Origin of the sequence: Duganella sp. Root336D2 (genome assembly GCF_001425005.1) — a bacterium.
In the GTDB taxonomy this organism is placed as follows: domain Bacteria; phylum Pseudomonadota; class Gammaproteobacteria; order Burkholderiales; family Burkholderiaceae_D; genus Rugamonas.
The window spans coordinates 741838-761971 of record NZ_LMDB01000012.1 but is presented as its reverse complement, the minus strand read 5'-3'; the positions used below and the strand labels follow the sequence as shown (position 1 = coordinate 761971).

The following is a 20134-nucleotide window of genomic DNA, read 5'->3' as shown; positions in this document are numbered from 1 at the left end:
AAAGACAAAGACAAAATCGGGGATATCCTTTGAGCATTTCCAGCATGACTGGCTACGCCGTAGCCACCAGCGAAAGCGCGGCGGGCACGCTGACAATTGAGGTAAAAAGCGTCAATTCGCGCTTTTTGGACCTTCAATTCCGCATTAATGACGACTTACGCGCGCTCGAACCCGATTTACGATCTGCCATCATGGGCGCCATCACCCGTGGCAAAGTGGAACTGCGACTGAGCTTCGGCCGCAAAGCCGCCGCTGCTGGCACGCAGGCCCTGAATGTAACCCTGCTCAACGAGCTGGCGCGCCTGCAAGGCGAAGTCAGCAAGCACTTCAGCGGTGCCGCGCAGATGAGTGTTGCTGAACTACTTCGCTGGCCGGGTGTTGTCGAAGAGGCACAAATCGGCCAGGAATCGCTGCAGGCCGACGTTTCCGCCCTCATGAACAAGACTGTGGAAGCCTTTGTCCAGAGCCGCCAGCGTGAAGGCGCCGCACTGGAAGCGATGCTGGTTTCCCGCATCGATGCCATGGAAGCCATCGTTAAACGAATTACCCCTCTAATTCCTCAGGTAGTTGCACAATTCCAACAAAAAGCGGTGGAACGCATGCAGGAGGCGCTCGGTTTGGCCTGCACCGGATCGAATACCTCGATGTCGCGCCAGGACGCGATGGAGCGCATCCGCCAGGAAGTGATCCTGTACGGCATCCGCATCGACGTCGCCGAAGAGCTGGGCCGCCTGTCGGCGCACCTGGCCGAAACCCGCCACATCCTGAAAAAAGGCGGCCAGGTCGGCAAACGCCTGGACTTCATGATGCAGGAACTGAACCGCGAAGCGAACACCCTCGGCGCCAAAGCCTCGGTCAAGGAACTGGCCGACGCCTCGATGGAGCTCAAGCTACTGATCGAGCAGATGCGCGAACAGGTCCAGAACCTAGAATAAAGAAAGTCGGGGTCAGGTCTGACCCCGACTTTTATCTTGTAAGACGGTACAGCAGCACCGCAGTCCTGATTGCTCCCTGCTCGATCGAGCGCACATCCAGATCTTCTCCCGGCGCGTGGGCGCCTTTGCCGGTGGCGCCCAGGCCGTCCAGGCTGTCGACATATGGCGCGACGAATTGCACGTCGCCGGCGCCGCGCAATCCTGGCGGTAGCGCGGCGATCTCGCCCAAGCCGGCGTCGGCGCTGGCTTTCGAATATTGCTCCAATACTTTCAGGTTGCCGTTTGTCGGCGCCATTGGCGGGTAGCCGTCGTGGAAACGAATCTGTGCGCTGGTGCCGGGCAGGCTTTGCGCGACGATGGAACGCATGCGGGTGCGTGCTTGCTCCCCCTGCTCCGGCGTCAGGAAGCGCAGGTCACCCTTCACCGTTGCGCTGTTGGCGATTACGTTGGACTTGCCGAACGCCGTGCCCTTGGCTGCCGTGGCGTCGTACGTGACTTCGGTACCGCCCAGGATCAGGCCGGGGTTAAACGTCAGGTTCGGCTCCTGCAACTGCTGGCGGAAGGTATCCAGGATGCGAGCCGTTTCGTATACCGCACCAAAACCGGCACTGGCATTGAAGATGCCGGAGGAATGGCCTTGCTTGCCTTTCACCTCGAGCTGCCATGAAGTTGATGAGCGGCGGCCAATGGTGCCGGTGGCCTTGCCGTTTTCGTCGAGTACCGTGGCTTCAAATGCCAGCGCGACGTCGCTGCGCTTGGCAAGGTTGACCATGTCGCGCCGTGAGATTTCTTTCGGGTCGCCGGCACTTTCTTCGTCGCCGGTGAAGATGACGCTGATGGTGGTGTTGTCCAGCGCACGCGCTGCGTGCAGCGCGCGCAGCGCTTCGATGATGATGACGTCGCCGCCCTTCATGTCGTTGACGCCCTGCCCGCTGGCGCTCTCGCCTTGGCGCTCCCACTTCTGCATCGGGGCATTCGCTTCGAATACGGTGTCGAGGTGGCCGATCAGCAGCACGCGCTTGCCCTGCTTGCCCTCACGCGTGGCGACCAGGTGGCCGGCACGCTGCATTTCCTTCGGCATGTCGATCCACTGCGTCTTGAATCCCAGCTTGTCCAGTTCGGCACCGAAAATTTTGCCGACTTCGCGTATGCCTTTGTGATTCATGGTGCCGCTGTTGATGTTGACTGTCTTTTCCAGCAGCGCCAGCGCCGTGCCGGAATTCGCCTTGACCAGGCCGACGATGCGTTCTTCTTCGGGTGACAGCGATTGCGCCGCGGCGCCTCCCATTAATCCAACAGCGATCAGTGAAACGAACAGGCGGGGCATACGCATTTCTGGCATCCTCCTTGAGGTGTGTTCGCAACAACTCTACTACGGAAAATTGAAATGAACATTCGCGTTGGCATCGGCGGCTGGGACTTTGCTCCCTGGCGCGACACATTTTACCCGCCCGAAGTTCCCCTCAAGCGCGCGCTGGAATACGCCAGCAGCGTGCTGACCAGCATCGAGATCAACGGCACCTTCTACCGCAATGCCAAGCCGGAGCATTTCGCCGGCTGGGCCGAGCGCACGCCGGATAATTTCGTGTTTGCGGTGAAGGCTTCGCGCTACGCGACCAATCGCAAGGTGCTGGGCGAGGCGGGGGAATCGATCGAACGCTTCATGGATAGCGGTTTGACGGAATTGGGCGACAAGCTTGGCCCGATCCTGTGGCAATTGGCCGCCACCAAGCGCTTCGACCCCGACGACCTGGAAACTTTTTTCAAGCTGCTGCCAAAGAAGCTGGGCAAGCGCAAGCTGCAGCACGTGCTGGACGCGCGCCACGACAGCTTCATGTGCCCGGAGTACCTGAAGCTGGCGCGCAAATACAAGGTCGCGACTGTGATCACCGATACACCCAAGTTTCCCAATTTCGCGGAAGTGACAGGCGATTTCGTCTATGCGCGTTTGATGGATGCGCAAAGCGCGATTGCCACCGGCTACACCAGGCCTGCCTTGAAGAAGTGGGCGGCCCAGGCACAGGAGTGGACCGGCGACGGCAAACGCGACGTGTTTGTCTACTTCATCAATGGCGCCAAGGAGCGTGCGCCGGCGGCAGCGCAGGAGCTGCTGCGCGTGCTGGGCAAGAAGCGTTAACGCGCCAGTCCGTCGAACCATTCCAGCGTGCGTACCCACAGCGGCTGGGCATGCTGGCGGAAGTAGCCCATGTGCCCAAGCTTGCCCAGGCCTGAGGCGGCCGGGTCGATATCCACGCCATGCCATGGCGCGTTGCGGTAGCCGGACATCAGCGCATCGCGCGACAGCGGCGGCGCCCACAGGTCGTCCGTCGCGTTCAGGGCCAGGATCGGCGTGCGCACTGTCGCGAAGCCCTCCGCAATCTCCGGCACTTGCGGGTCATCCAGGAAGTAGCGCGGGAATTTGCACCAGTGTTTCCACTGGCGGTACACGCCCAGCGGCAGGTCCTCGCCCATGCCCAGCTTGCTCCAGGCCAGGCGCCCCTTCCAGCGCGTGACAAGCGGGCCGATCACGTGCCACATGGCCAGCACGCGCAGGCGTTCCAGGCGCGGCATCCAGCCATGCCACCCGGCGCCGACGCCGAACAGGTAGACGCCGGCAAATTTCGCATGGTTCGGCACCAGGCCCAGCGCATGGCCGCCGTAAGAATGACCCACCATGTACAGCGGCGTGCTGTCGGCAGGCGCGAAGAATTCGATGACGGCGTTCAGGTCCAGCCGCGCCCAGTCGAGGAAGCTGGCCTCGAAGCCGCGCAGGGTTTTCGGCGCCGAGCCGCCGACGCCGCGGTAATCGAAGGTCAGCACCGTGTAACCCTGCCCTGCCGCGAATTCGGCGAAGCGGCGGTAGAAGGCTTGCGGCACGCCGGTGGCGCCGGCCACCAGCAAGCGTGCCTTCTCCGGGCCGCGGGCGCGGTAGCGCATGGCCGACAGCGGGTAGCCGTCGACTGCGCGCAGTTCCAGTTTTTCCGCCAGCAGCAAGACGGCGGCAGGCATATGGCTCATGTTCTTTTCTCAACTTTCAACATTGGCATCAGGGCATCCATGGTTTGCACCATCGGCGCGGTGTCGCCCGCCACCCGGGCTTGCAACAGGCCGCCTTCGTAAGCGGCGAGGATCAGGGCGGCGATGCCTTCGGCGCGGTGACGCTCGTGGCCGGCCTGCTCGAGGGCGTCGGCCATGCGGCCACGCAGGGCGGCGAAACCGGTTTTCAGCGCGGTCCGGATCCCGACGTCGTCGGCAGTGGACTCCAGCGCCACGGCAGCCAACGGGCAGCCCAGTTCGAACGCGCTGTCGTCCAGGCCGCGCAGGGCGCGCAGGATCCAGGCTTGTAGCGCGGTGACGACATCGGCTTCGCGCTCCATATAGCTGTCGAGCTTATGGACCAGGAAACTGAATGTGGCTTCAATGGCGGCCACGGCCAGTTGGTCTTTACCGCCGGGGAAATGGTGGTACATCACGCCTTTCGGCGCCTTGGCGGTGGCCAGGATCTCGCTCAGGCCGGCGCCATGCAGGCCGCGGTGCTGCAACGTGGTGATCATGGCGTTGATCAGGCGTTCGCGGGTGGTGAGGGTTTGCGTGCTCATGCGGTTTACTCTATAGACCGGTCGGTCCAGTGTCAAGAACGGCCTGCACACCGGGTTTCAACTCTGCTTGCTCCTTGGTAAAATGCTTCTTTGGGCGACAGCCTAGTTTTCGAGAATTGCAAATGAGCCAACATTTTTCCGGCAGCCTGTTCATGGTTGCTGCACCATCCGGCGCCGGCAAATCTACGCTGGTCAATGCCCTGCTGGCACAGGAACCGGCCATCAAGCTGTCGATCTCGACCACCACGCGCCAGCCGCGTCCGGGCGAGCAGCATGGCCGCGAGTACTTCTTCACCACGGCCGAAGACTTCCGCAAGCGTGCTGCTGAAGGCGAGTTCCTGGAATGGGCCGAAGTGCACGGCAATTACTACGGCACTTCGCGCATCTTCGTGGAAGAGCAAATGAAGGCCGGCACCGACATCCTGCTGGAGATCGATTGGCAGGGCGCGCGCCAGGTCAAGAAGCAATTCCCGCAAGCGGCCGGCATCTTCATCCTGCCGCCATCGTTCGCGGCGCTGGAAGAACGACTGCACAAGCGCGGCCAGGACGAAGTGCATGTGATCAACCGCCGCCTGCTGGCTGCGGGGGGCGAAATCGCCCACGCGCCCGAGTTTGAGTATGTTATTATCAACGAAGAGTTCCCGGTCGCCTTGTCGGAGCTAAGCGCGATCGTCCGATCGGCCCGTTGCCGGTTTGCGCAACAAGCCGCCCGCAATGCCAGGTTGATGTCCGAGCTGGGCATCCACGCCGACCACGCAGAATAATCACTGACACATCAAGTACCGCATTTACCCAGGAGTTAAGCATGGCCCGTATTACTATTGAAGATTGCCTGAAAAATGTCCCTAACCGCTTCCAGCTGACCCTGGCAGCCACCTACCGCGCACGCCAGCTGCTGCAAGGCCACACCCCTAAGGTCGAAGCCAAGGACAAGCCAACCGTCGTCGCCCTGCGTGAAATCGCCGCCGGCAAAGTAGGCCTGGAAATGCTGAAAAAGGTCCCTATGTAAGCTGGGAACCTTTTTGTTCCCGATATGAACCAGACTTCCGCCGATCCCAACATCAGCGAACAGCCCGCACGGCGGGCACGGCGCCCGGCTAAGCAACAGCCGGGCGTTGACGTTTCTGCACCAACAGTTTCCACTTCTGCACTAGCCGCGCCAACCGTGGCCACAGGCGTTGCGACCATCACCCACCTGACCGAAAAGCTCGCCGAGTACATGGGCGAGGCCGACCTGAAAAAGGTCAAGGAAGCCTATCGCTTCTCGGACGAGATGCACCTGGGCCAGGTCCGCAAGTCGGGCGAGCCGTATATTTCCCATCCGATCGCGGTGGCCGAGATCTGCACCGAGTGGAAACTGGACGCGCAAGCCATCATGGCCGCGCTGCTGCACGATGTGATGGAAGACCAGGACGTCAAGAAGGACGAGCTGATCGAACGCTTCGGCGCCCAGGTGGCGCACCTGGTCGATGGCTTGTCCAAGCTGGAAAAGATCGAGTTCCAGAGCCAGATCGAAGCGCAGGCGGAAAACTTCCGCAAGATGCTGCTGGCCATGGCCTCGGACGTGCGCGTGATCCTGATCAAGCTGGCCGACCGCCTGCACAATATGCGCACGCTGGAAGTGATGGTGCCGGCCAAGAAGCGCCGTATCGCGGCCGAGACGATGGAAGTCTACGTGCCGATCGCGCACCGCCTTGGCCTGAACAACATCTACCGCGAACTGCAGGACCTGTCCTTCTCCCACCTGTACCCGGTGCGCTACCACGTGCTGCACAAGGCCGTGAAGGCGGCACGCGGCAACCGGCGCGAGGTGGTGTCGAAGATCCTGGACGCGGTGAAGAACACCCTGTCGATGGCAGGCATCGAGGCCGAAGTCTACGGCCGCGAAAAGACCCTGTACGGCATCTACAAGAAGATGCGCTCCAAGCACCTGTCGTTCTCGCAGGTGCTGGACGTGTATGGCTTCCGCGTGGTGGTCGACAGCTTCCCGAACTGCTATGTGGCGCTGGGCACCCTGCACTCGCTGTACAAGCCGATGCCGGGCAAATTCAAGGACTACATCGCGATCCGCAAGCTGAACGGCTACCAGTCGCTGCACACCACGCTGATCGGCCCCTACGGTACCCCGGTGGAATTCCAGATCCGCACCCAGGAAATGCACCGCACCGCCGAATCGGGCGTGGCGGCGCACTGGCTGTACAAGAGCAACGACGCCAATATCTCGGACATGCAGCAGCGCACGCACGCCTGGCTGCAGTCGCTGCTCGACATCCAGCAGCAGACCGGCGACTCGGCCGAATTCCTGGAGCACGTCAAGGTCGACCTGTTCCCCGACTCGGTCTACGTGTTCACGCCGAAATCGAAGATCATCGCGCTGCCGCGCGGCGCCACGCCGATCGACTTCGCGTATTCGATCCACACCGGGATCGGCGACCATACGGTATCGGTCAACATCAACGGCGAAGCAGCCCAGTTGCGCACCGAACTGCGCAACGGCGATATCGTGGAAATCGTCACCGACCCGAGCTCGCGCCCGAGCCCGACCTGGCTGTCCTTCGTTCGTACCGGCAAGGCGCGCTCCGCCATCCGCCACCACCTGCGCACCATCAACCTGCCGGAATCGATCGGCCTCGGCAGGCAATTGCTGGCGCAGGCGCTGGATGCGATCAATGTGCCGGGCGAATTGCCGGCGCCGCTGATAGAACGCCTGCTGAACGAATCCTCGGCCAAGTCGATGGAAGAACTGTATGCCGACATCGGCATCGGCAAGCGCATGGCCGCGCTGGTGGCACGCCACATCTTCGGCCTGCTGGGCGGCGAATCGGCCAGCGCTCCGATCGAGCACACCAGCTCGAAAGAACTCGACCCGGTCACGATCTACGGCAGCGAAGGCGTGTCGGTGCAGCTGGCGCCATGCTGCCTGCCGATTCCGGGCGACCATATCGTCGGCCAGTTGCGGCGCGACCAGGGCTTGCAGGTGCACACCGGCGACTGCTCGGTGGCCAAGCGTTCGAAGCAGAAAGAACCGGAACGCTGGATCGCGGTCAAATGGGGCACCGAAATCAACCGCCGCTTCGACAGCCGCATCCGCCTGATCATCAATAATGAGAAGGGTATTCTGGCGCGCGTCGCCGCCGAAATCGGCGAAAGCGACGGCAACATCACCTTCGTCGGGATGGATGAAGACCGCGAGCACGTCCTGCACCAGCTCCGCTTCACGATCCAGGTGAAAGACCGCGTGCATTTAGCGGCCCTGATCCGCAACGTCAGAAAAGTCGCAGGCGTCAACCGCGTCACCCGCGAGCGCGCTTAGTCGGGTCTGACCCTTGGGTCAGACCCTGGTTTACCGGTTTTCCTAAGCGCAAAATCATTCTTCACTGCAAATCGGATCCGCTGCAATTCCTTCTCAGACAACGGCATATCAAACAGCGCCCGATATGCCAACTGGCGAGCAGCGTCATTCTTCCCTAGTCCTAAAAAAACCGGATGGGGTGTAAGAATGGAGCTTTCCCTGCCCTCTGCATTTGCCCGATAGCTGGACCATTTATACGCTGAAGGCAACTCTACCATTCCCGCACGCACGGGATTGAGCTCAATGTATCGCTGGCAGGCCAAGAGGTAGGCATCGCTATCGATAATAGAGGAGTGATACCTCCCATCCCACATCGTTCCCGACCCGCCTTGCCGCATATGAACCCAATGCGCTGTCTGCTGCGACAAGTCCTTCATGAATAAAGATTGGGCATTATGTTCGCGCACTGTCAGCAAAATGTGGACGTGATTGCTCATTAGGACGTAAGCATGCAGGTCGCAGCAGTACTTTTTCCCATAATGCTCCATGAGTTCGAGGTACCGTTGACGGTCTTGCTCGTCTTGGAAACAAGTGCGGCGATTGTCGCCTCTTTGAACTATGTGCAGGCAACTTCCAGCGGGGTAATTGCGGAGGGGACGGACCATTTTGCGCTCCTTTTAAACCGGTAAACCTGGGTCTGACCCAAGGGTCAGACCCCGCCTGCTCAAAGGATAGCGGTACTGCGTGTAGACTCTTTGTGCAGCCTCAATTTCCGCCTACTCGTAGCGCAGGGCCTCGATCGGGTCGAGCTTGGCAGCTTTGGCGGCCGGCAGGACGCCGAAGATTACGCCTACGCCGGCGGAGAATATGACCGACAATGCCACCGCCCACCACGGCACATACGCGCCGGGGAAATCGGGAATCACGCTGGCGATCGCATGGCCCATGCCATATCCCAGCAGCACGCCTAGGGCGCCGCCGAGCATCGACAAGGTCACCGCTTCAATCAGGAACTGCATCAGGATGTCGCGGCTGCGCGCGCCGATCGCCTTGCAGATCCCGATTTCGCGCGTGCGCTCGCTGACCGACACCAGCATGATGTTCATGATCCCGATGCCGCCCACCAGCAGCGCAATGCCCACCACCCCGCCCATCACCAGCGTGACCGTGGTGGTCACCGTCTCGAAACTCTTGAGGAACTGGTCGGAAGACTGGATCTCGAAATCATCCTTCTGCTCGGCATGCAGGCGGTGCGATTGCCGCATGACCGTGGCAATGCGTTCCTTGAGTTCTTCGGTACGTCCAATGTCGTTGATCGACAGCGTGATCGACATGCTCGGCTTTTGGGTATTCCCGATCAGGCTTTGACCGGTACGGAACGGCACCAGCACCTGGTCGTCCTGCGACATGCCCAGAATCTCGCCTTTCTTCTCCAGCACGCCGACAATCTTGAACCACTCGCCGGAGAACTGGATGAACTCTCCCAGCGGGTTATCCGGCAAGTGCAGCATTTCAATGATCTTTTCGCCGACCACGCAAACGCGCCGTGCACCCGCATTATCGGGCTCGCTGAGGAAACGCCCCAGCCGCGGATAGCTGCCATTCACCTCCATGAACGCCGCAGTCACCGCCAACTGCTGGCGGCTGGAAGCAGTCTGGTTGCCGTAGCGGATCTCGCCGCCAGGGAACATGAAGGCCGGGCTCAATTCGCGAATGCCGTCCACGTGCCCGCGCAACTGCTCCACGTCTTCGAACTGCAGGTGGTTGACCTTGCCCCGCATGACGTCCTTGAAGTCGTTCTTCGCGTGCACCGTCAATGCATTGCCACCCAGGCCCTCGAACTGGCGCGTGATCGATTGCGACAAGCCCTGGATCAGTGAAATCACGGTGATCACCGAGGCCACGCCAATGATGATGCCCAGCGACGTGAGGAAGCTGCGCATGCGGTGCGCCCGGATTGCCGCCATGGCCGAACGCAGTGCTTCGATAAAGATATACATGCCCTATGCCCCCGCCGCGCGCTGGTCGGACAGGACACGTCCATCCTGCAAGCGCACGATGCGCTGGCATTGGTCGGCGATGTCCGGTTCGTGCGTCACCATCACCACGGTCTGGCCGTTGCGGTGCACGTCCTTGATCAGCGCCATGATCTCGCGCGTAGTGGCCGAATCCAGGTTGCCGGTCGGTTCGTCGGCCAGCAGGATCGACGGCTTGCCCACCAGCGCGCGCGCAATCGCCACCCGTTGCCGCTGCCCGCCCGACAGCTCGTTCGGCCGATGGTGCATGCGCTCGCCCAGCCCCACATGCTCCAGCGCTTCGCGCGCCATGCGTTTGCGTTCCGTAGGTGGAATGCCGCGATAGATCAGCGGCTGCGCCACATTGTCCAGCGCCGTATGGCGCGGCAGCAGGTGGAAGCTCTGGAAGATGAAGCCGATTTCCTCGTTGCGCACCTGGGCCAGGTCGTCGCCGGCCATGGTCGCCACATCCTTCCCGTTCAGGAAATAGGTACCGCTGCTTGGCCGATCCAGGCAGCCGACGATATTCATCATGGTCGACTTGCCGGAACCGGAAGCGCCGATAAAGGCCACCAGTTCATTGCGCTCGATATGCAGGTCGACGCCCTGCAATGCATGCACGGTCTGGTCGCCCATCTGGTACTGCTTGGTGATGCCGGTCAGCGCAATCACTGCTTGCTTCCATCGGCGACTTTGAGCGGCTTGGCTTCCACCGCCCTGGCCTTCACGGCTACGCCCTCGCGCAAGTCGCGCAGGATACGCGCCGGGCCGACAGCCACGGTCTCGCCCAGCGCCAGGCCCTTGGTGATTTCCTGGTTGCTGTCGTCCGACAGGCCCAGTTCCACGGTGCGTTTCTTCGCCACGCCGTCGACAATCGCGAACACATAGTTGCTGCGCTTGCCCTTGCCTTCCGGCGCTTCGGTCAATTGCACCGCCTGCAGCGGAACCACCGGCCGCGGCGCACCGTCGCCGGTCACGATCTCGGCGCGGCAGGTCATGCCGGAACGCAGCGCCAGCTGGTGCGGCGCCAGCTTCACCTTGACCACATAGCTGCGGCCCTGGCTTGCCGCCTGGCCCAGGCCCTGCGGTTTCGGCGCCAGCGAGACAGATTCCACCGTACCGGCCAGCGGGCGGTCGGCATAGGCCGACGGGAAGATGCGGGTCTTCAGGCCTGCCGCGACGTTGGCGATATCGCCTTCGTCGACATTTACCTCCGCGATCATCGAACTGACGTCGGCAATGGTCATCAGGCTGGAGCCGGCAATGCCGGTGGCGCTGGCCACGGCCGTTTCACCGGCCTTGATCGAGACGCTGGTGGCAGTGCCGGAGATCGGCGCCCTGACCTCGGTCTTGGCCAGGCGTTCCTGCGCCAGCGCCAGCATGGCCGCAGCCTGCTGCCGGCTTTCGCGCGCACTGCGCAGCGCCACCACCGCCAGGTCCACCGCCAGCTTCGCATCGTCGAGGCGCGACACGTCGATGAATTTCGCTGCTGCCAGCTGGCGCGAGCGCTCCAGTTTGCGCTGCTGGTTATCGATGTCGATCTGCGCGCGATCGACGCTGACGGCAGCGTTGCGCACCGCGGCTTCCTGCTGCGCCACGTCGGCCTTGTAGGTGCTCGGGTCAAGGCGCAGCACGACCTGCCCTTTCTCGATCCTGTCGCCTTCCTTCACCAGTACTTCGGACACCTTGCCGATCACCTCCGGCGAAAGCTGGACCTCCTGGCGGAACACCAGGCTGCCCGATGCCAGGACCGCCGGGTAAATCGCCTTGTTCTCGACCTTGGCCAGTTCGGCCTCGATTTTTGCCGGCGGGCTGCCGAACTTGATCGCCACGGGAATGCCAATCGTGGCCGCGACCACGGCCAATGCAATCAGTTTGCGCTTCATAGCCACCTCAGTTCTTGAACAGGATCCAGGCAGCCCAGCAGCCGTAGATCAGGACATACGGCAGCGCGGCGATGATGGCGCAGGTGGTAGTGCTCTTGCCGGTCCAGGTGCGCAGGCCGATCGTGCTCAGCACGATGACCCAGATATCGGTGACTTTGAGCGCGCTGGCAATACCGACCCATGGCGTATGCGGCGCGGCATGCACCAGCAGGAAGTTCAGCGACAGCATGTCGGCGTTTTCAAGGGCCAGTTGGCCCTTGCTGGTGGCGATCTGCAGCGCCATCAGCGGCACGCCGATCAGGCTTGGCAGCGAGGCCCAGGCCACCAGTGCAAAGCCGGATTTGAAGCCCAGTTCCATGCCGGCCAGTTTCCCCGCCAGCCAATAGTAGAAGCCGTACAGGCTGAAGATCACCAGCGTGCCGATCACCACGCCGGCAATGCCGAATCCCATCATCATGCCGCGCGACATGGCATGGGCGGCGGCTTCGCGCTGCTCGGCAGGCATGTCCGGCGGCAGGGAAGCCACCCGCATCCAATCCCAATCAACCGCCTGGAAGTACCAGACCACGATGCCGATCCCGGCCAGGTAAAGCAGGAACAGCGGCAGCCAGGCCCGCGGCCGCTCCTTCAGCGCGGCGAAGGCGGCCGCCGGTTCATAGAAGACTTGCGTCAGTTGAGCGAATGCCATGCACGCACCTTGCCATAAATTTAATTAAAAATTTATTATAACAACTTGGCAAGTTTGCACTGATAGAACTTTGGCGGGCATCGCCCGCGACGCAGCGCTGTTTGGCTATCGCTTTGCTCAGGCGTCCGGGGCGGGATAGCTGACTTCGAGGATTTCCAGCTCTTCCGCGCCGTTCGGCGTATGCAGCAGCACCGTGTCGCCTTCGCGCGCCTTGGTCAATGTGCGGGCGACAGGGCTGATCCAGCTCACCTTGCCCTTCAGCGGATCGAACTCGTCGATGCCGACGATGGTGATCGTGTGCTCTTCGCCATCGCGTTTGGCATAGGTGACGGTGGCGCCGAAAAACACCTGGTCGTTGCCATGGTGGATGCTCGGGTCCACCACCTCGGCCAGGTCCATGCGCTTGGTCAGGAAACGGATACGGCGGTCGATCTCGCGCAGGCGGCGCTTGCCGTAAATATAGTCGCCGTTTTCAGAACGGTCGCCATTCGACGCGGCCCAGTGCACCACCTTCACGACTTCCGGACGCTCGACATCGATCAACTGCAGCAGCTCGTCCTTGATGCGCTGGTAGCCGGCCGGCGTAAGGTAATTCTTGGAGCCGGGAGGAATCGGCGGCGCGCCCGGCGGCAGGTCGTCGTCATCGTCCTGTTCGCCCTCTTTGACAAAAGCTTTGTTCATAACCGTTTTCTAATTATTTGGTGCAATAATGGCACTCACATGAAGCGATTGTACACACTCAGGCGGCGCCTGTTCGCCCCCCTCGTCTACCTGGCGGCCCTGTTCCTGATCTTCGAGGAATGGCTGTGGGATCTCGGTGCGCGCCTGATGCTCAAGCTCTCCGCGTTCCCGCCGCTGCGGGCGCTGGAGCGCATCATCTGCAGCCTGGGCCCGGCCGCCGCCATGGCCGTGTTCCTGCTGCCGGCACTGATGCTGTTCCCGGTCAAGCTGCTGGCCCTGTTCGCCATGGCGCGCGGCCATGCCTTCATGGGCATCAGCGTCTTCGTGCTGGCCAAAGTGGCCGGCACCGCGGCAGTCGCGCGGCTGTATGCCCTGACCCGCCCAGCCTTGCTGCGCCTGCGCTGGTTCGCCTGGCTGCATGGCCGCTTCATGGAAGTGAAACAACGCTGGATCGCCCGCCTCAAGGCCAGCGCTGCCTGGCGCGAATGCCGCGCCCTGGTCGACAGCGCGCGCGAGCGCCTGCGCCGCTGGCGTGCCGGCTGGCGCCGCGGCCGTTTCGCGGCCCGCCCGATGCGCGTACTGCGCCGCTTCAGCGCGTTCTGGCGCATGCGCCGCCGCTGACCGTTCAACCACCTCGTGCGCCCTGCCTTGCCGACCGCCCTCCACAACATCGCCGCCAACGCTCCCGGGCTGGTCTACCAGTTCCGCCGTCATGCAGACGGCAGCGTGTCCTTTCCCTATTTAAGCGACGGCTGCCTGGCCCTGCTGGGCATCAATGCCGCAGAGTTGCAGGCCGAACCGGAACGCTTCCTGTCGCTGGTACTGCCGGAAGACCGGCCCGCCTACCTGGAGTCGATGCAGTCTTCCGCCAATGCGCTGTGGAGCTGGAACTGGGAAGGCCGCATCTGGGTCGAGGCCTGGAAAGACGTGAAATGGATCAACCTGCGCAGCACCCCGCACGCCCTGCCCGATGGCGGCGTACAGTGGGAAGGGATGATGTCCAACATCACCGAGAGCAAGCAGGAGCAGCTTGAAGTGCGTGCCAGCCGCGCCCGCCTGGCCGAGCTGACCGCCCACATCGAACGGGTCAAGGAGCAGGAACGCGAACGCATCGCGCGCGAAATCCACGACGACCTGGGCGGCAACCTGACCGCCATCAAGATGGCCCTGGCGATGCTTGCTTCGCGCCTGCCGCAGGGCGATGCAACGCTGCAGCAAAAGGCCGCCTACGTCGACTCCCTGGTCGACCGCACCATCGACGCGGTGCACCGCCTGACGCTCGACTTGCGCCCTTCCGTGCTCGACTTCGGCCTGCTGCCCGCGCTCGAATGGCAGGTCAAGGAATTCGAAGCCCAGGCCGGCATTGCCTGCACCCTGCAGGCCAGCATGAAAGAGCTCGAACTCGATCCCGAGCAGGCGGCGGCCCTGTTCCGCATCGCGCAGGAAGCACTGACCAATATCGCCAAGCACGCGCAAGCCAGCGCCGTGGCAGTCAAGCTGACGCGCAGCCGCGGCATGCTGACCCTGAAGATTATCGACAACGGCCGCGGCATCCACCCGGCCGACCGCGCCAAGCCCGACTCCTTCGGCCTGCGCGGGATGGCCGAGCGTGCGCGGGCACTGGGCGGTACGCTGAACCTGGTCCACGCTGCCGGCGGCGGCACCGAAGTGGCGATCAAAATCCGCCTCCCGGCCAGCGCCCCAGACGTTACAATGGGCCATGAGTGAAAAAGCCGTCATCAAAGTTTTTATTGCCGACGACCATGCCATCGTGCGCGAAGGCTTGAAGCAAATCCTGGCCGAAACCAGGGACATTGTCGTTGCCGGCGAAGCGGAAAATGGCCTCGATGCGATCAAGCTGTTCCGCAAGTCCGGCTGCCATGTTTTACTACTCGACATTTCCTTGCCAGATCGCAACGGCATCGAAGTATTGAAGCAGGTCAAGAAGGACAAGCCTGAACTGTCCGTGCTGATGTTGTCCATGCACCGGGAAGACCAATACGCCATCCGCTCACTCAAAGCCGGCGCCTCCGGCTACCTCACCAAACAAAGTGCACCGAAAGAGTTAGTAAATGCAATCCGCCAGTGCGCAGCGGGGTTAAAATATGTTAGCCCGGCATTGGCCCAGGAATTAGCCAACCATGTCGGCGAGGACCACCAGACTGCGCCGCACGAAACGCTGTCAGACCGCGAGTACCAGACCCTGACCATGATCGCCTCCGGCAAAACCGTAGGCACCATCGCCAAGGAGCTGTCACTCTCGGTCAAGACCGTCAGTGAATACCGCTCCCGCCTGCTGGCCAAGATGAACCTGAAGAACAGCGCCGAGCTCACGCACTATGCCATCAAGAACCAGCTGATCGATTAGAAAATGATGCCAGGAAGTAAGCACATTTACTCCCGTTTATCACTAAATCGCGCAACTGGGCAGTGGCTTAATATGCTGGTAATCGGTAAACCTTAGTAAAGGCTGTACGTCAGATGTCTAGCAAACCCACCAATCCAGCCGCGGCGGACATGAATCCGGCTGATATCGCTCGCGAGGCATTCCGCCGCCTCGCTGTGCGCCGGATTGCCCCTACGCCAGACGCGTATCGCGACATCTACAATGAAATCGCCGGCATCGTGCCGGTACCGCCGGCACCTGTGGTGCAGGAAAGCCCCGCAGAATCCATGCTGGCCCAGTTCGCCGCCCGCCTGACCGACCAGCCGGGCGACCTGGCCGACTTCGGCCGTCGCTTCAACCGCGCCGTCAAGGCGCGCGACTGGGATACCTATGCCCGCACCCTGGCCGCGCTGGCCGAACGCCCGCTGGTGAAAGTGGGCGCGGGCGGCCTGGTGCCCGAAGAGAATAACGAGCAGGCACGCCTGCTGCGCGAACTGCTGAGCCGCACCCTGACCTTTGCCGTCGCCTCACTGCTGTCGGACAGTCCCAACCTGGTGGCGGAAGCCGAATCGCTGGGCGCCGCGACCAAGGAAGCCCATACCGAAGCTTCACTGGCCGAGATCGGCACGCGCCTGAAGGAACTGTGCTACCAGATCGAGATCCGCAGCGGCGACACTGCCGAGCAGCAGGAATTGCTGCTGCGCCTGTTCCGCCTGCTGCTGGAAAACGTCAGCGAACTGCTGGACGACGACTCCTGGCTGCGCGGCCAAATCGACGCCGTGCAAAACCTGATTGCCGGCCCGATTGACCAGCGCGCGCTGGAAGAAGCCACGCGCAGCCTGAAAGACGTCATTTATAAGCAGAGCCAGCTCAAGCACTCGATCACCGACGTCAAGGCCACCGTCAAGAATATGATGATGACCTTCATCGACCGCCTTGGCGCAGTAGCGACCTCGACCGGCGACTTCCACGAAAAGATCGGTGGCTATTCCGACAAGATCCGCGCTGCGCGCGATATCGGCGAGCTCAACCAGATCCTCGACGACGTGCTGAAGGAAACCCGCCAGGTGCAGAGCGAGGCGCTGAAGGCACGCGACAATATGATGGTGGCGCGGCAGGAAGTGCAGGACGCCGAAGCGCGCATCCACGCGTTGGAAGCGAAGCTGCAGCACTTGAGCGAACTGGTGCGCGAAGACCAGCTGACCGGCTCGCTGAACCGGCGCGGCCTGGACGACGTGTTCGAACGCGAAACCGCGCGCGCCGACCGTCGCGGCACCCCGCTCTGCATTGCCGTGCTGGACCTGGACGACTTCAAGAAGCTCAACGACACCATGGGCCATATCGCCGGCGACAATGCGCTCAAGCACCTGGTCAAGGTGGTCAAGGAAACCCTGCGCTCGATGGACGTGATCGCCCGCTTCGGCGGCGAGGAATTCCTGATCCTGCTGCCGGAGACCACCATTGAGGCCGCCGAGGCCACCATGACCCGCCTGCAGCGCGAACTGACCCGCCACTTCTTCATGCATGAAAACGAGAAGGTGCTGATCACCTTCTCCGCCGGCGTCGCCCTGCGCCGCCCGCACGAAGGCCAGTCCGACCTGGTGAAACGCGCCGATGAAGCCATGTACAAGGCCAAGAAGTCCGGCAAGAACCGCGTCGTTGTAGCGGGATAACAAGCCAGCGCTAAAGCTGAAGAGCCCGCACATAGCGGGCTCTTTTCATTTAGTGCACGCGGCGCGCCGGAAAGCGCCGTGCCAGCGCCAGCATCGCCAAGCCCAGCAGTGTAAGGATGCCGGCCCCAGGAGCCGGCACATCAGCAGTCGGGTCGGGCACGGCCGGGTCCGGGATCATCCAGGTGGTGAAGGCCAGCGAGCGGCCGGTCTGACGCGAAGGAAAATCCGAAAAGTTATTCTTTTCGTACAGCGCCCCCAAGCCATGCTGCACCATGAAGGCGCTGCCACCGCCGCCCACGTCAAAGACAATATCGTCGCCGGCATTGACGTGCAAAGCAAACCCCGTCAAATCCACCAGCGAGCCGTCCAGGCTCGGGGTGATCTGGGCCAGCCAGCCATCGGTCTGCCAGTGGTCGCCGCCGCCGATCTTGATCTTGACGCTGGTCCTTTGCCAGGTATAGCCAGGCGCTGCGAAGATACCGAAACCCGACAGGAGCCCGGACTGGGTGGCCGAAAAATGCTGCTGGTAATGGTTATGGATCACATCGACCGCAGCGCCCGGCCAGCTGACCGGATTATTGACATCGACCACCGGCAGGACACCGGCGGAAGCCTGGGTACAGGCCGCCAGCCACAAGGCTGCAGCCCATTGCTGAGAAATTTTACGCATCATGGTTAATAAAGAGTTATCGAAATTGCATAATACCTAATATATTTCCCATTATAAATGTTAATTACCCACAATAAACACCTTCATTTCACGGCCCGCGAAAACTTTTTTGCGCGTGAAAAATATTTTTTTTCGGTCTAAAGTTCACCAAAAGCCCGCCGTTTAAGCGGCACTGCGTAGGCAACTTGAGGGTAAGAACAGCACGATTTAGCAGCTAAATCGCGCTAAAGGTTCCCATGCGGCAACCGTTACCCATTACAACAGCGGCTTGATCGTCACAGCACAGCGTGGCGGGCCAAAGTGAATGAGCAAATTGCCCAATCAGTAGTACCGAATGGAGAAACACCATGGCTTCCGTAATTAACACCAACATCTCGTCCCTGAACTCGCAGCGCAACCTGAACGCATCCCAGAGCAGCCTGTCGACCTCCCTGCAACGTCTGTCCTCCGGCCTGCGTATCAACAGCGCTAAGGACGATGCTGCTGGCCTGGCAATTTCGGACCGTATGAATTCCCAGATTCGCGGTATGAACCAGGCAATGCGCAACGCCAACGACGGCGTTTCGCTGGCCCAGACCGCTGAAGGCGCGCTGGCTTCTTCCGGCGACATCCTGCAGCGTATCCGTGAACTGGCGGTGCAGTCGTCCAACGCCACCAACTCGGCTTCGGACCGTCAAGCCCTGCAGACTGAAGTTGGCGAACTGGCATCGGAACTGAACCGCGTTGCCCAGACCACCAACTTCAACGGCAAAAACCTGCTGGACGGCTCGATGGGCACCGCGACCTTCCAGGTCGGTGCTGACGCGAACCAGACCATCCAGGCTGTTGGCGCCAACTTCCTGACCAGCACCTACGGCGACAACCGTATTGAAGGCGCTCCAGCTGCTGTGACCGCTGCCAACACCTCGGCTGCTACCACCGCTACCATCAACGGTTCCCGCGGTTCGGCAACCATCACCACCTTGGCCGCTACCAGCACCGCCAAGTCGGTCGCTGCCAGCATCAATGCGCAGACCGCCAACACCGGCGTCACTGCTTCGGCCAAAACCGACGCGGCACTGACCCTGGGCGCTGAGTCCTACACCATGACCGTCGAAGGCGACAACGCTGGCTCCCCAGTGACCGTGTCCTTCACCGTCGGCACCGGTGCCAACTCGGCTGACGACTACGCTTCGGCGATCAATGCCTTCAATGCGCAATCGTCCAAGACCGGCGTTACCGCCCAGTACGACGAGACCAACAACAAGCTGAAGCTGTCGCACTCGACCGGCTCCGACATCAAGCTGACCAACACCAAAGTTGGCGGTAACACGGTGGCCAGCGCACAGAACTACACCGCTACCGGTACCCTGAACGGTGCTGCCAACGCGATGACCGCTGCTGCTGCTGTCTCGACCGTGATGGGCCGCGTGACGATGGACTCCGAGAACTCGTTCTCGGTGACTGAAGCCGCTGCAACCGGCTTCAGCCTGGCGGGCGGTTCGACCCTGAAGTCGGTCGCAACCCTGGACGTGACCACCTTCGACAACGCCCAGCTGGCAATCAAGATCGCTGACGCCGCCCTGGCATCGGTGAACAGCCAGCGCGCTTCGTTCGGTGCACTGCAGTCCCGCTTCTCCTCGACGATCTCGAACCTGAGCGCGACGACTGAGAACCTGTCTGCATCGCGTAGCCGTATCGTGGACACCGACTTTGCTGCAGAAACCGCAAGCCTGACCCGCGGCCAGATCCTGCAACAAGCTGGTACCGCCATGTTGGCCCAGGCTAACTCGCTGCCTAACGGCGTACTGAGCCTGCTGCGCGGCTAATCGCCAGACAGCTAGCTAAAAAAGCGGTTCCCCGCTCCGGTTCGCCGGACCGGGGAATTTTCCGTAGGAGGTCTGTATGACTATCGATTCAATTACTGCTACTGCGCCGCGGGCTGAGCGTGGCATCGCGGTCCCGGATTTCGTGGCCCTCCCGGTGGCAGGCCGCAGCCCAGCTGCCGCGGTGGAAACCGTCGATGCCGTCAAGGCCAAGGAGGCGACGCCTTCCAAGCAGGATGTGGAAGACGCGGTCGCCAAGCTGAACAAGTCGGTGCAGGAGCGCGGCCAAGGCCTGGAATTCTCCATCGACGACGACAGCAAGCGCACCATCGTGAAAGTGATCGACCAGCGCACCAAGGAAGTACTGCGACAGATTCCGACCCCGGAAGCGTTGCAGATCGCCAAGTCGATCGATGCCCGCAAGGGCGGCCTGCTGGTCGACCAGCAAGCCTGACCCGGCAGCTTCGCGAAGGCCCGGCCTGCCCATGCGGCAGCCCGGGCTTT

The 20134-nt window shown here is 61.8% G+C and carries 21 protein-coding genes; 11 read left to right on the top strand and 10 right to left on the bottom strand.

Annotated elements, in window-relative coordinates; genetic code table 11:
- The first annotated feature begins 44 nt into the window (after positions 1–44).
- Complete coding sequence (locus ASD07_RS13645) at positions 45–935, top strand: YicC/YloC family endoribonuclease (protein ID WP_055930805.1); 891 nt, start codon at positions 45–47, stop codon at positions 933–935.
- 31 nt (positions 936–966) lie between these two features.
- Here the strand turns inward: ASD07_RS13645 and ASD07_RS13640 are convergent, their stop codons facing one another.
- Positions 967–2268, bottom strand: a complete 1302-nt coding sequence (locus ASD07_RS13640) for a M20/M25/M40 family metallo-hydrolase (RefSeq protein WP_055930802.1) — start codon at positions 2266–2268, stop codon at positions 967–969.
- Positions 2269–2322: 54 nt separating this feature from the next.
- Between ASD07_RS13640 and ASD07_RS13635 the strand changes: the two genes are divergently transcribed.
- The gene (locus ASD07_RS13635; protein WP_055930799.1) at positions 2323–3072 is read left to right on the top strand and encodes a DUF72 domain-containing protein; all 750 of its coding nucleotides are present in this window, start codon (positions 2323–2325) and stop codon (positions 3070–3072) included.
- Here the strand turns inward: ASD07_RS13635 and ASD07_RS13630 are convergent.
- Both ASD07_RS13630 and ASD07_RS13625 read right to left on the bottom strand, forming a co-directional pair.
- Complete coding sequence (locus ASD07_RS13630; RefSeq protein WP_229207141.1) at positions 3069–3953, bottom strand: alpha/beta fold hydrolase; 885 nt, start codon at positions 3951–3953, stop codon at positions 3069–3071. The genes ASD07_RS13635 and ASD07_RS13630 overlap by 4 nt on opposite strands.
- The gene (locus ASD07_RS13625; RefSeq protein WP_055930797.1) at positions 3950–4534 is read right to left on the bottom strand and encodes a TetR/AcrR family transcriptional regulator; all 585 of its coding nucleotides are present in this window, start codon (positions 4532–4534) and stop codon (positions 3950–3952) included. Before ASD07_RS13625 ends, ASD07_RS13630 begins: the two co-directional genes overlap by 4 nt.
- 122 nt (positions 4535–4656) lie before the next feature.
- Between ASD07_RS13625 and gmk the strand changes: the two genes are divergently transcribed.
- The 3 genes from gmk to ASD07_RS13610 are packed head-to-tail and all read left to right on the top strand — an operon-like array spanning position 4657 to position 7847.
- The gene (gmk, locus tag ASD07_RS13620) at positions 4657–5298 is read left to right on the top strand and encodes a guanylate kinase (protein WP_156397989.1); all 642 of its coding nucleotides are present in this window, start codon (positions 4657–4659) and stop codon (positions 5296–5298) included.
- Positions 5299–5339: 41 nt separating this feature from the next.
- Positions 5340–5543: a DNA-directed RNA polymerase subunit omega gene (rpoZ, locus tag ASD07_RS13615; RefSeq protein ID WP_005665923.1), complete on the top strand. Its 204-nt coding sequence runs from the start codon at positions 5340–5342 to the stop codon at positions 5541–5543.
- A 24-nt stretch (positions 5544–5567) separates the two neighbouring features.
- Positions 5568–7847, top strand: coding sequence for a bifunctional (p)ppGpp synthetase/guanosine-3',5'-bis(diphosphate) 3'-pyrophosphohydrolase (locus ASD07_RS13610; RefSeq protein WP_055930791.1), 2280 nt, complete (start codon positions 5568–5570; stop codon positions 7845–7847).
- Here ASD07_RS13610 and ASD07_RS13605 read toward each other — a convergent pair.
- From ASD07_RS13605 to greB, 6 genes are all read right to left on the bottom strand, one after another.
- Entirely contained in the window at positions 7844–8491 is a 648-nt protein-coding gene (locus ASD07_RS13605; RefSeq protein WP_082507295.1) for a transposase, read from the bottom strand. The two genes, ASD07_RS13610 and ASD07_RS13605, sit on opposite strands and share 4 nt — an antisense overlap.
- Before the next feature lie 111 nt (positions 8492–8602).
- On the bottom strand, positions 8603–9826 hold the full coding sequence (locus ASD07_RS13600; protein WP_055930788.1) for an ABC transporter permease: 1224 nt from the start codon (positions 9824–9826) through the stop codon (positions 8603–8605).
- Between the two features lie 3 nt (positions 9827–9829).
- Positions 9830–10513 carry an ABC transporter ATP-binding protein gene (locus ASD07_RS13595; protein WP_200953794.1) on the bottom strand — a complete coding sequence of 228 codons (684 nt, stop codon included), beginning with the start codon at positions 10511–10513 and terminating at the stop codon, positions 9830–9832.
- A complete protein-coding gene (locus tag ASD07_RS13590) occupies positions 10510–11727 on the bottom strand; it encodes an efflux RND transporter periplasmic adaptor subunit (protein WP_055930785.1) in 1218 nt (405 codons plus the stop codon). The genes ASD07_RS13595 and ASD07_RS13590 overlap by 4 nt, the downstream gene beginning before the upstream one ends.
- 7 nt (positions 11728–11734) lie before the next feature.
- A complete protein-coding gene (locus ASD07_RS13585; protein WP_055930782.1) occupies positions 11735–12415 on the bottom strand; it encodes a YIP1 family protein in 681 nt (226 codons plus the stop codon).
- Positions 12416–12532: 117 nt separating this feature from the next.
- A complete protein-coding gene (gene greB, locus ASD07_RS13580) occupies positions 12533–13096 on the bottom strand; it encodes a transcription elongation factor GreB (RefSeq protein ID WP_055930779.1) in 564 nt (187 codons plus the stop codon).
- Positions 13097–13135: 39 nt separating this feature from the next.
- On the opposite strand from greB, the gene ASD07_RS13575 reads away from it, so the two are divergent.
- The 4 genes from ASD07_RS13575 to ASD07_RS13560 all read left to right on the top strand — a co-directional run bounded on the left by ASD07_RS13575 (position 13136) and on the right by ASD07_RS13560 (position 17155).
- A complete protein-coding gene (locus ASD07_RS13575; RefSeq protein WP_055930776.1) occupies positions 13136–13717 on the top strand; it encodes a hypothetical protein in 582 nt (193 codons plus the stop codon).
- A gap of 27 nt (positions 13718–13744) precedes the next feature.
- The gene (locus tag ASD07_RS13570) at positions 13745–14824 is read left to right on the top strand and encodes a sensor histidine kinase (protein ID WP_229207140.1); all 1080 of its coding nucleotides are present in this window, start codon (positions 13745–13747) and stop codon (positions 14822–14824) included.
- Positions 14817–15464, top strand: a complete 648-nt coding sequence (locus ASD07_RS13565) for a response regulator transcription factor (RefSeq protein ID WP_055930770.1) — start codon at positions 14817–14819, stop codon at positions 15462–15464. The genes ASD07_RS13570 and ASD07_RS13565 overlap by 8 nt, the downstream gene beginning before the upstream one ends.
- 113 nt (positions 15465–15577) lie before the next feature.
- Complete coding sequence (locus tag ASD07_RS13560; protein ID WP_055930767.1) at positions 15578–17155, top strand: GGDEF domain-containing protein; 1578 nt, start codon at positions 15578–15580, stop codon at positions 17153–17155.
- A 49-nt stretch (positions 17156–17204) separates the two neighbouring features.
- On the opposite strand, the gene ASD07_RS13555 is transcribed toward ASD07_RS13560, so the two are convergent.
- On the bottom strand, positions 17205–17828 hold the full coding sequence (locus ASD07_RS13555) for a hypothetical protein (protein WP_055930765.1): 624 nt from the start codon (positions 17826–17828) through the stop codon (positions 17205–17207).
- A 344-nt stretch (positions 17829–18172) separates the two neighbouring features.
- Between ASD07_RS13555 and ASD07_RS13550 the strand changes: the two genes are divergently transcribed.
- Positions 18173–19633, top strand: coding sequence for a flagellin (locus ASD07_RS13550; RefSeq protein ID WP_055930762.1), 1461 nt, complete (start codon positions 18173–18175; stop codon positions 19631–19633).
- A gap of 76 nt (positions 19634–19709) precedes the next feature.
- Positions 19710–20084: a flagellar protein FlaG gene (locus ASD07_RS13545; protein WP_055930759.1), complete on the top strand. Its 375-nt coding sequence runs from the start codon at positions 19710–19712 to the stop codon at positions 20082–20084.
- Positions 20085–20134: the final 50 nt, after the last annotated feature.

Coding starts and splice junctions, on each gene's coding strand:
- ASD07_RS13645 (WP_055930805.1), top strand. CDS start 45: ATGACTGGCTACGCCGTAGCCACCAGCGAAAGCGCGGCGGGCACGCTG.
- ASD07_RS13640 (WP_055930802.1), bottom strand. CDS start 2,268: ATGCGTATGCCCCGCCTGTTCGTTTCACTGATCGCTGTTGGATTAATG.
- ASD07_RS13635 (WP_055930799.1), top strand. CDS start 2,323: ATGAACATTCGCGTTGGCATCGGCGGCTGGGACTTTGCTCCCTGGCGC.
- ASD07_RS13630 (WP_229207141.1), bottom strand. CDS start 3,953: ATGAGCCATATGCCTGCCGCCGTCTTGCTGCTGGCGGAAAAACTGGAA.
- ASD07_RS13625 (WP_055930797.1), bottom strand. CDS start 4,534: ATGAGCACGCAAACCCTCACCACCCGCGAACGCCTGATCAACGCCATG.
- gmk (WP_156397989.1), top strand. CDS start 4,657: ATGAGCCAACATTTTTCCGGCAGCCTGTTCATGGTTGCTGCACCATCC.
- rpoZ (WP_005665923.1), top strand. CDS start 5,340: ATGGCCCGTATTACTATTGAAGATTGCCTGAAAAATGTCCCTAACCGC.
- ASD07_RS13610 (WP_055930791.1), top strand. CDS start 5,568: ATGAACCAGACTTCCGCCGATCCCAACATCAGCGAACAGCCCGCACGG.
- ASD07_RS13605 (WP_082507295.1), bottom strand. CDS start 8,491: ATGGTCCGTCCCCTCCGCAATTACCCCGCTGGAAGTTGCCTGCACATA.
- ASD07_RS13600 (WP_055930788.1), bottom strand. CDS start 9,826: ATGTATATCTTTATCGAAGCACTGCGTTCGGCCATGGCGGCAATCCGG.
- ASD07_RS13590 (WP_055930785.1), bottom strand. CDS start 11,727: ATGAAGCGCAAACTGATTGCATTGGCCGTGGTCGCGGCCACGATTGGC.
- ASD07_RS13585 (WP_055930782.1), bottom strand. CDS start 12,415: ATGGCATTCGCTCAACTGACGCAAGTCTTCTATGAACCGGCGGCCGCC.
- greB (WP_055930779.1), bottom strand. CDS start 13,096: ATGAACAAAGCTTTTGTCAAAGAGGGCGAACAGGACGATGACGACGAC.
- ASD07_RS13575 (WP_055930776.1), top strand. CDS start 13,136: ATGAAGCGATTGTACACACTCAGGCGGCGCCTGTTCGCCCCCCTCGTC.
- ASD07_RS13565 (WP_055930770.1), top strand. CDS start 14,817: ATGAGTGAAAAAGCCGTCATCAAAGTTTTTATTGCCGACGACCATGCC.
- ASD07_RS13560 (WP_055930767.1), top strand. CDS start 15,578: ATGTCTAGCAAACCCACCAATCCAGCCGCGGCGGACATGAATCCGGCT.
- ASD07_RS13555 (WP_055930765.1), bottom strand. CDS start 17,828: ATGATGCGTAAAATTTCTCAGCAATGGGCTGCAGCCTTGTGGCTGGCG.
- ASD07_RS13550 (WP_055930762.1), top strand. CDS start 18,173: ATGGCTTCCGTAATTAACACCAACATCTCGTCCCTGAACTCGCAGCGC.
- ASD07_RS13545 (WP_055930759.1), top strand. CDS start 19,710: ATGACTATCGATTCAATTACTGCTACTGCGCCGCGGGCTGAGCGTGGC.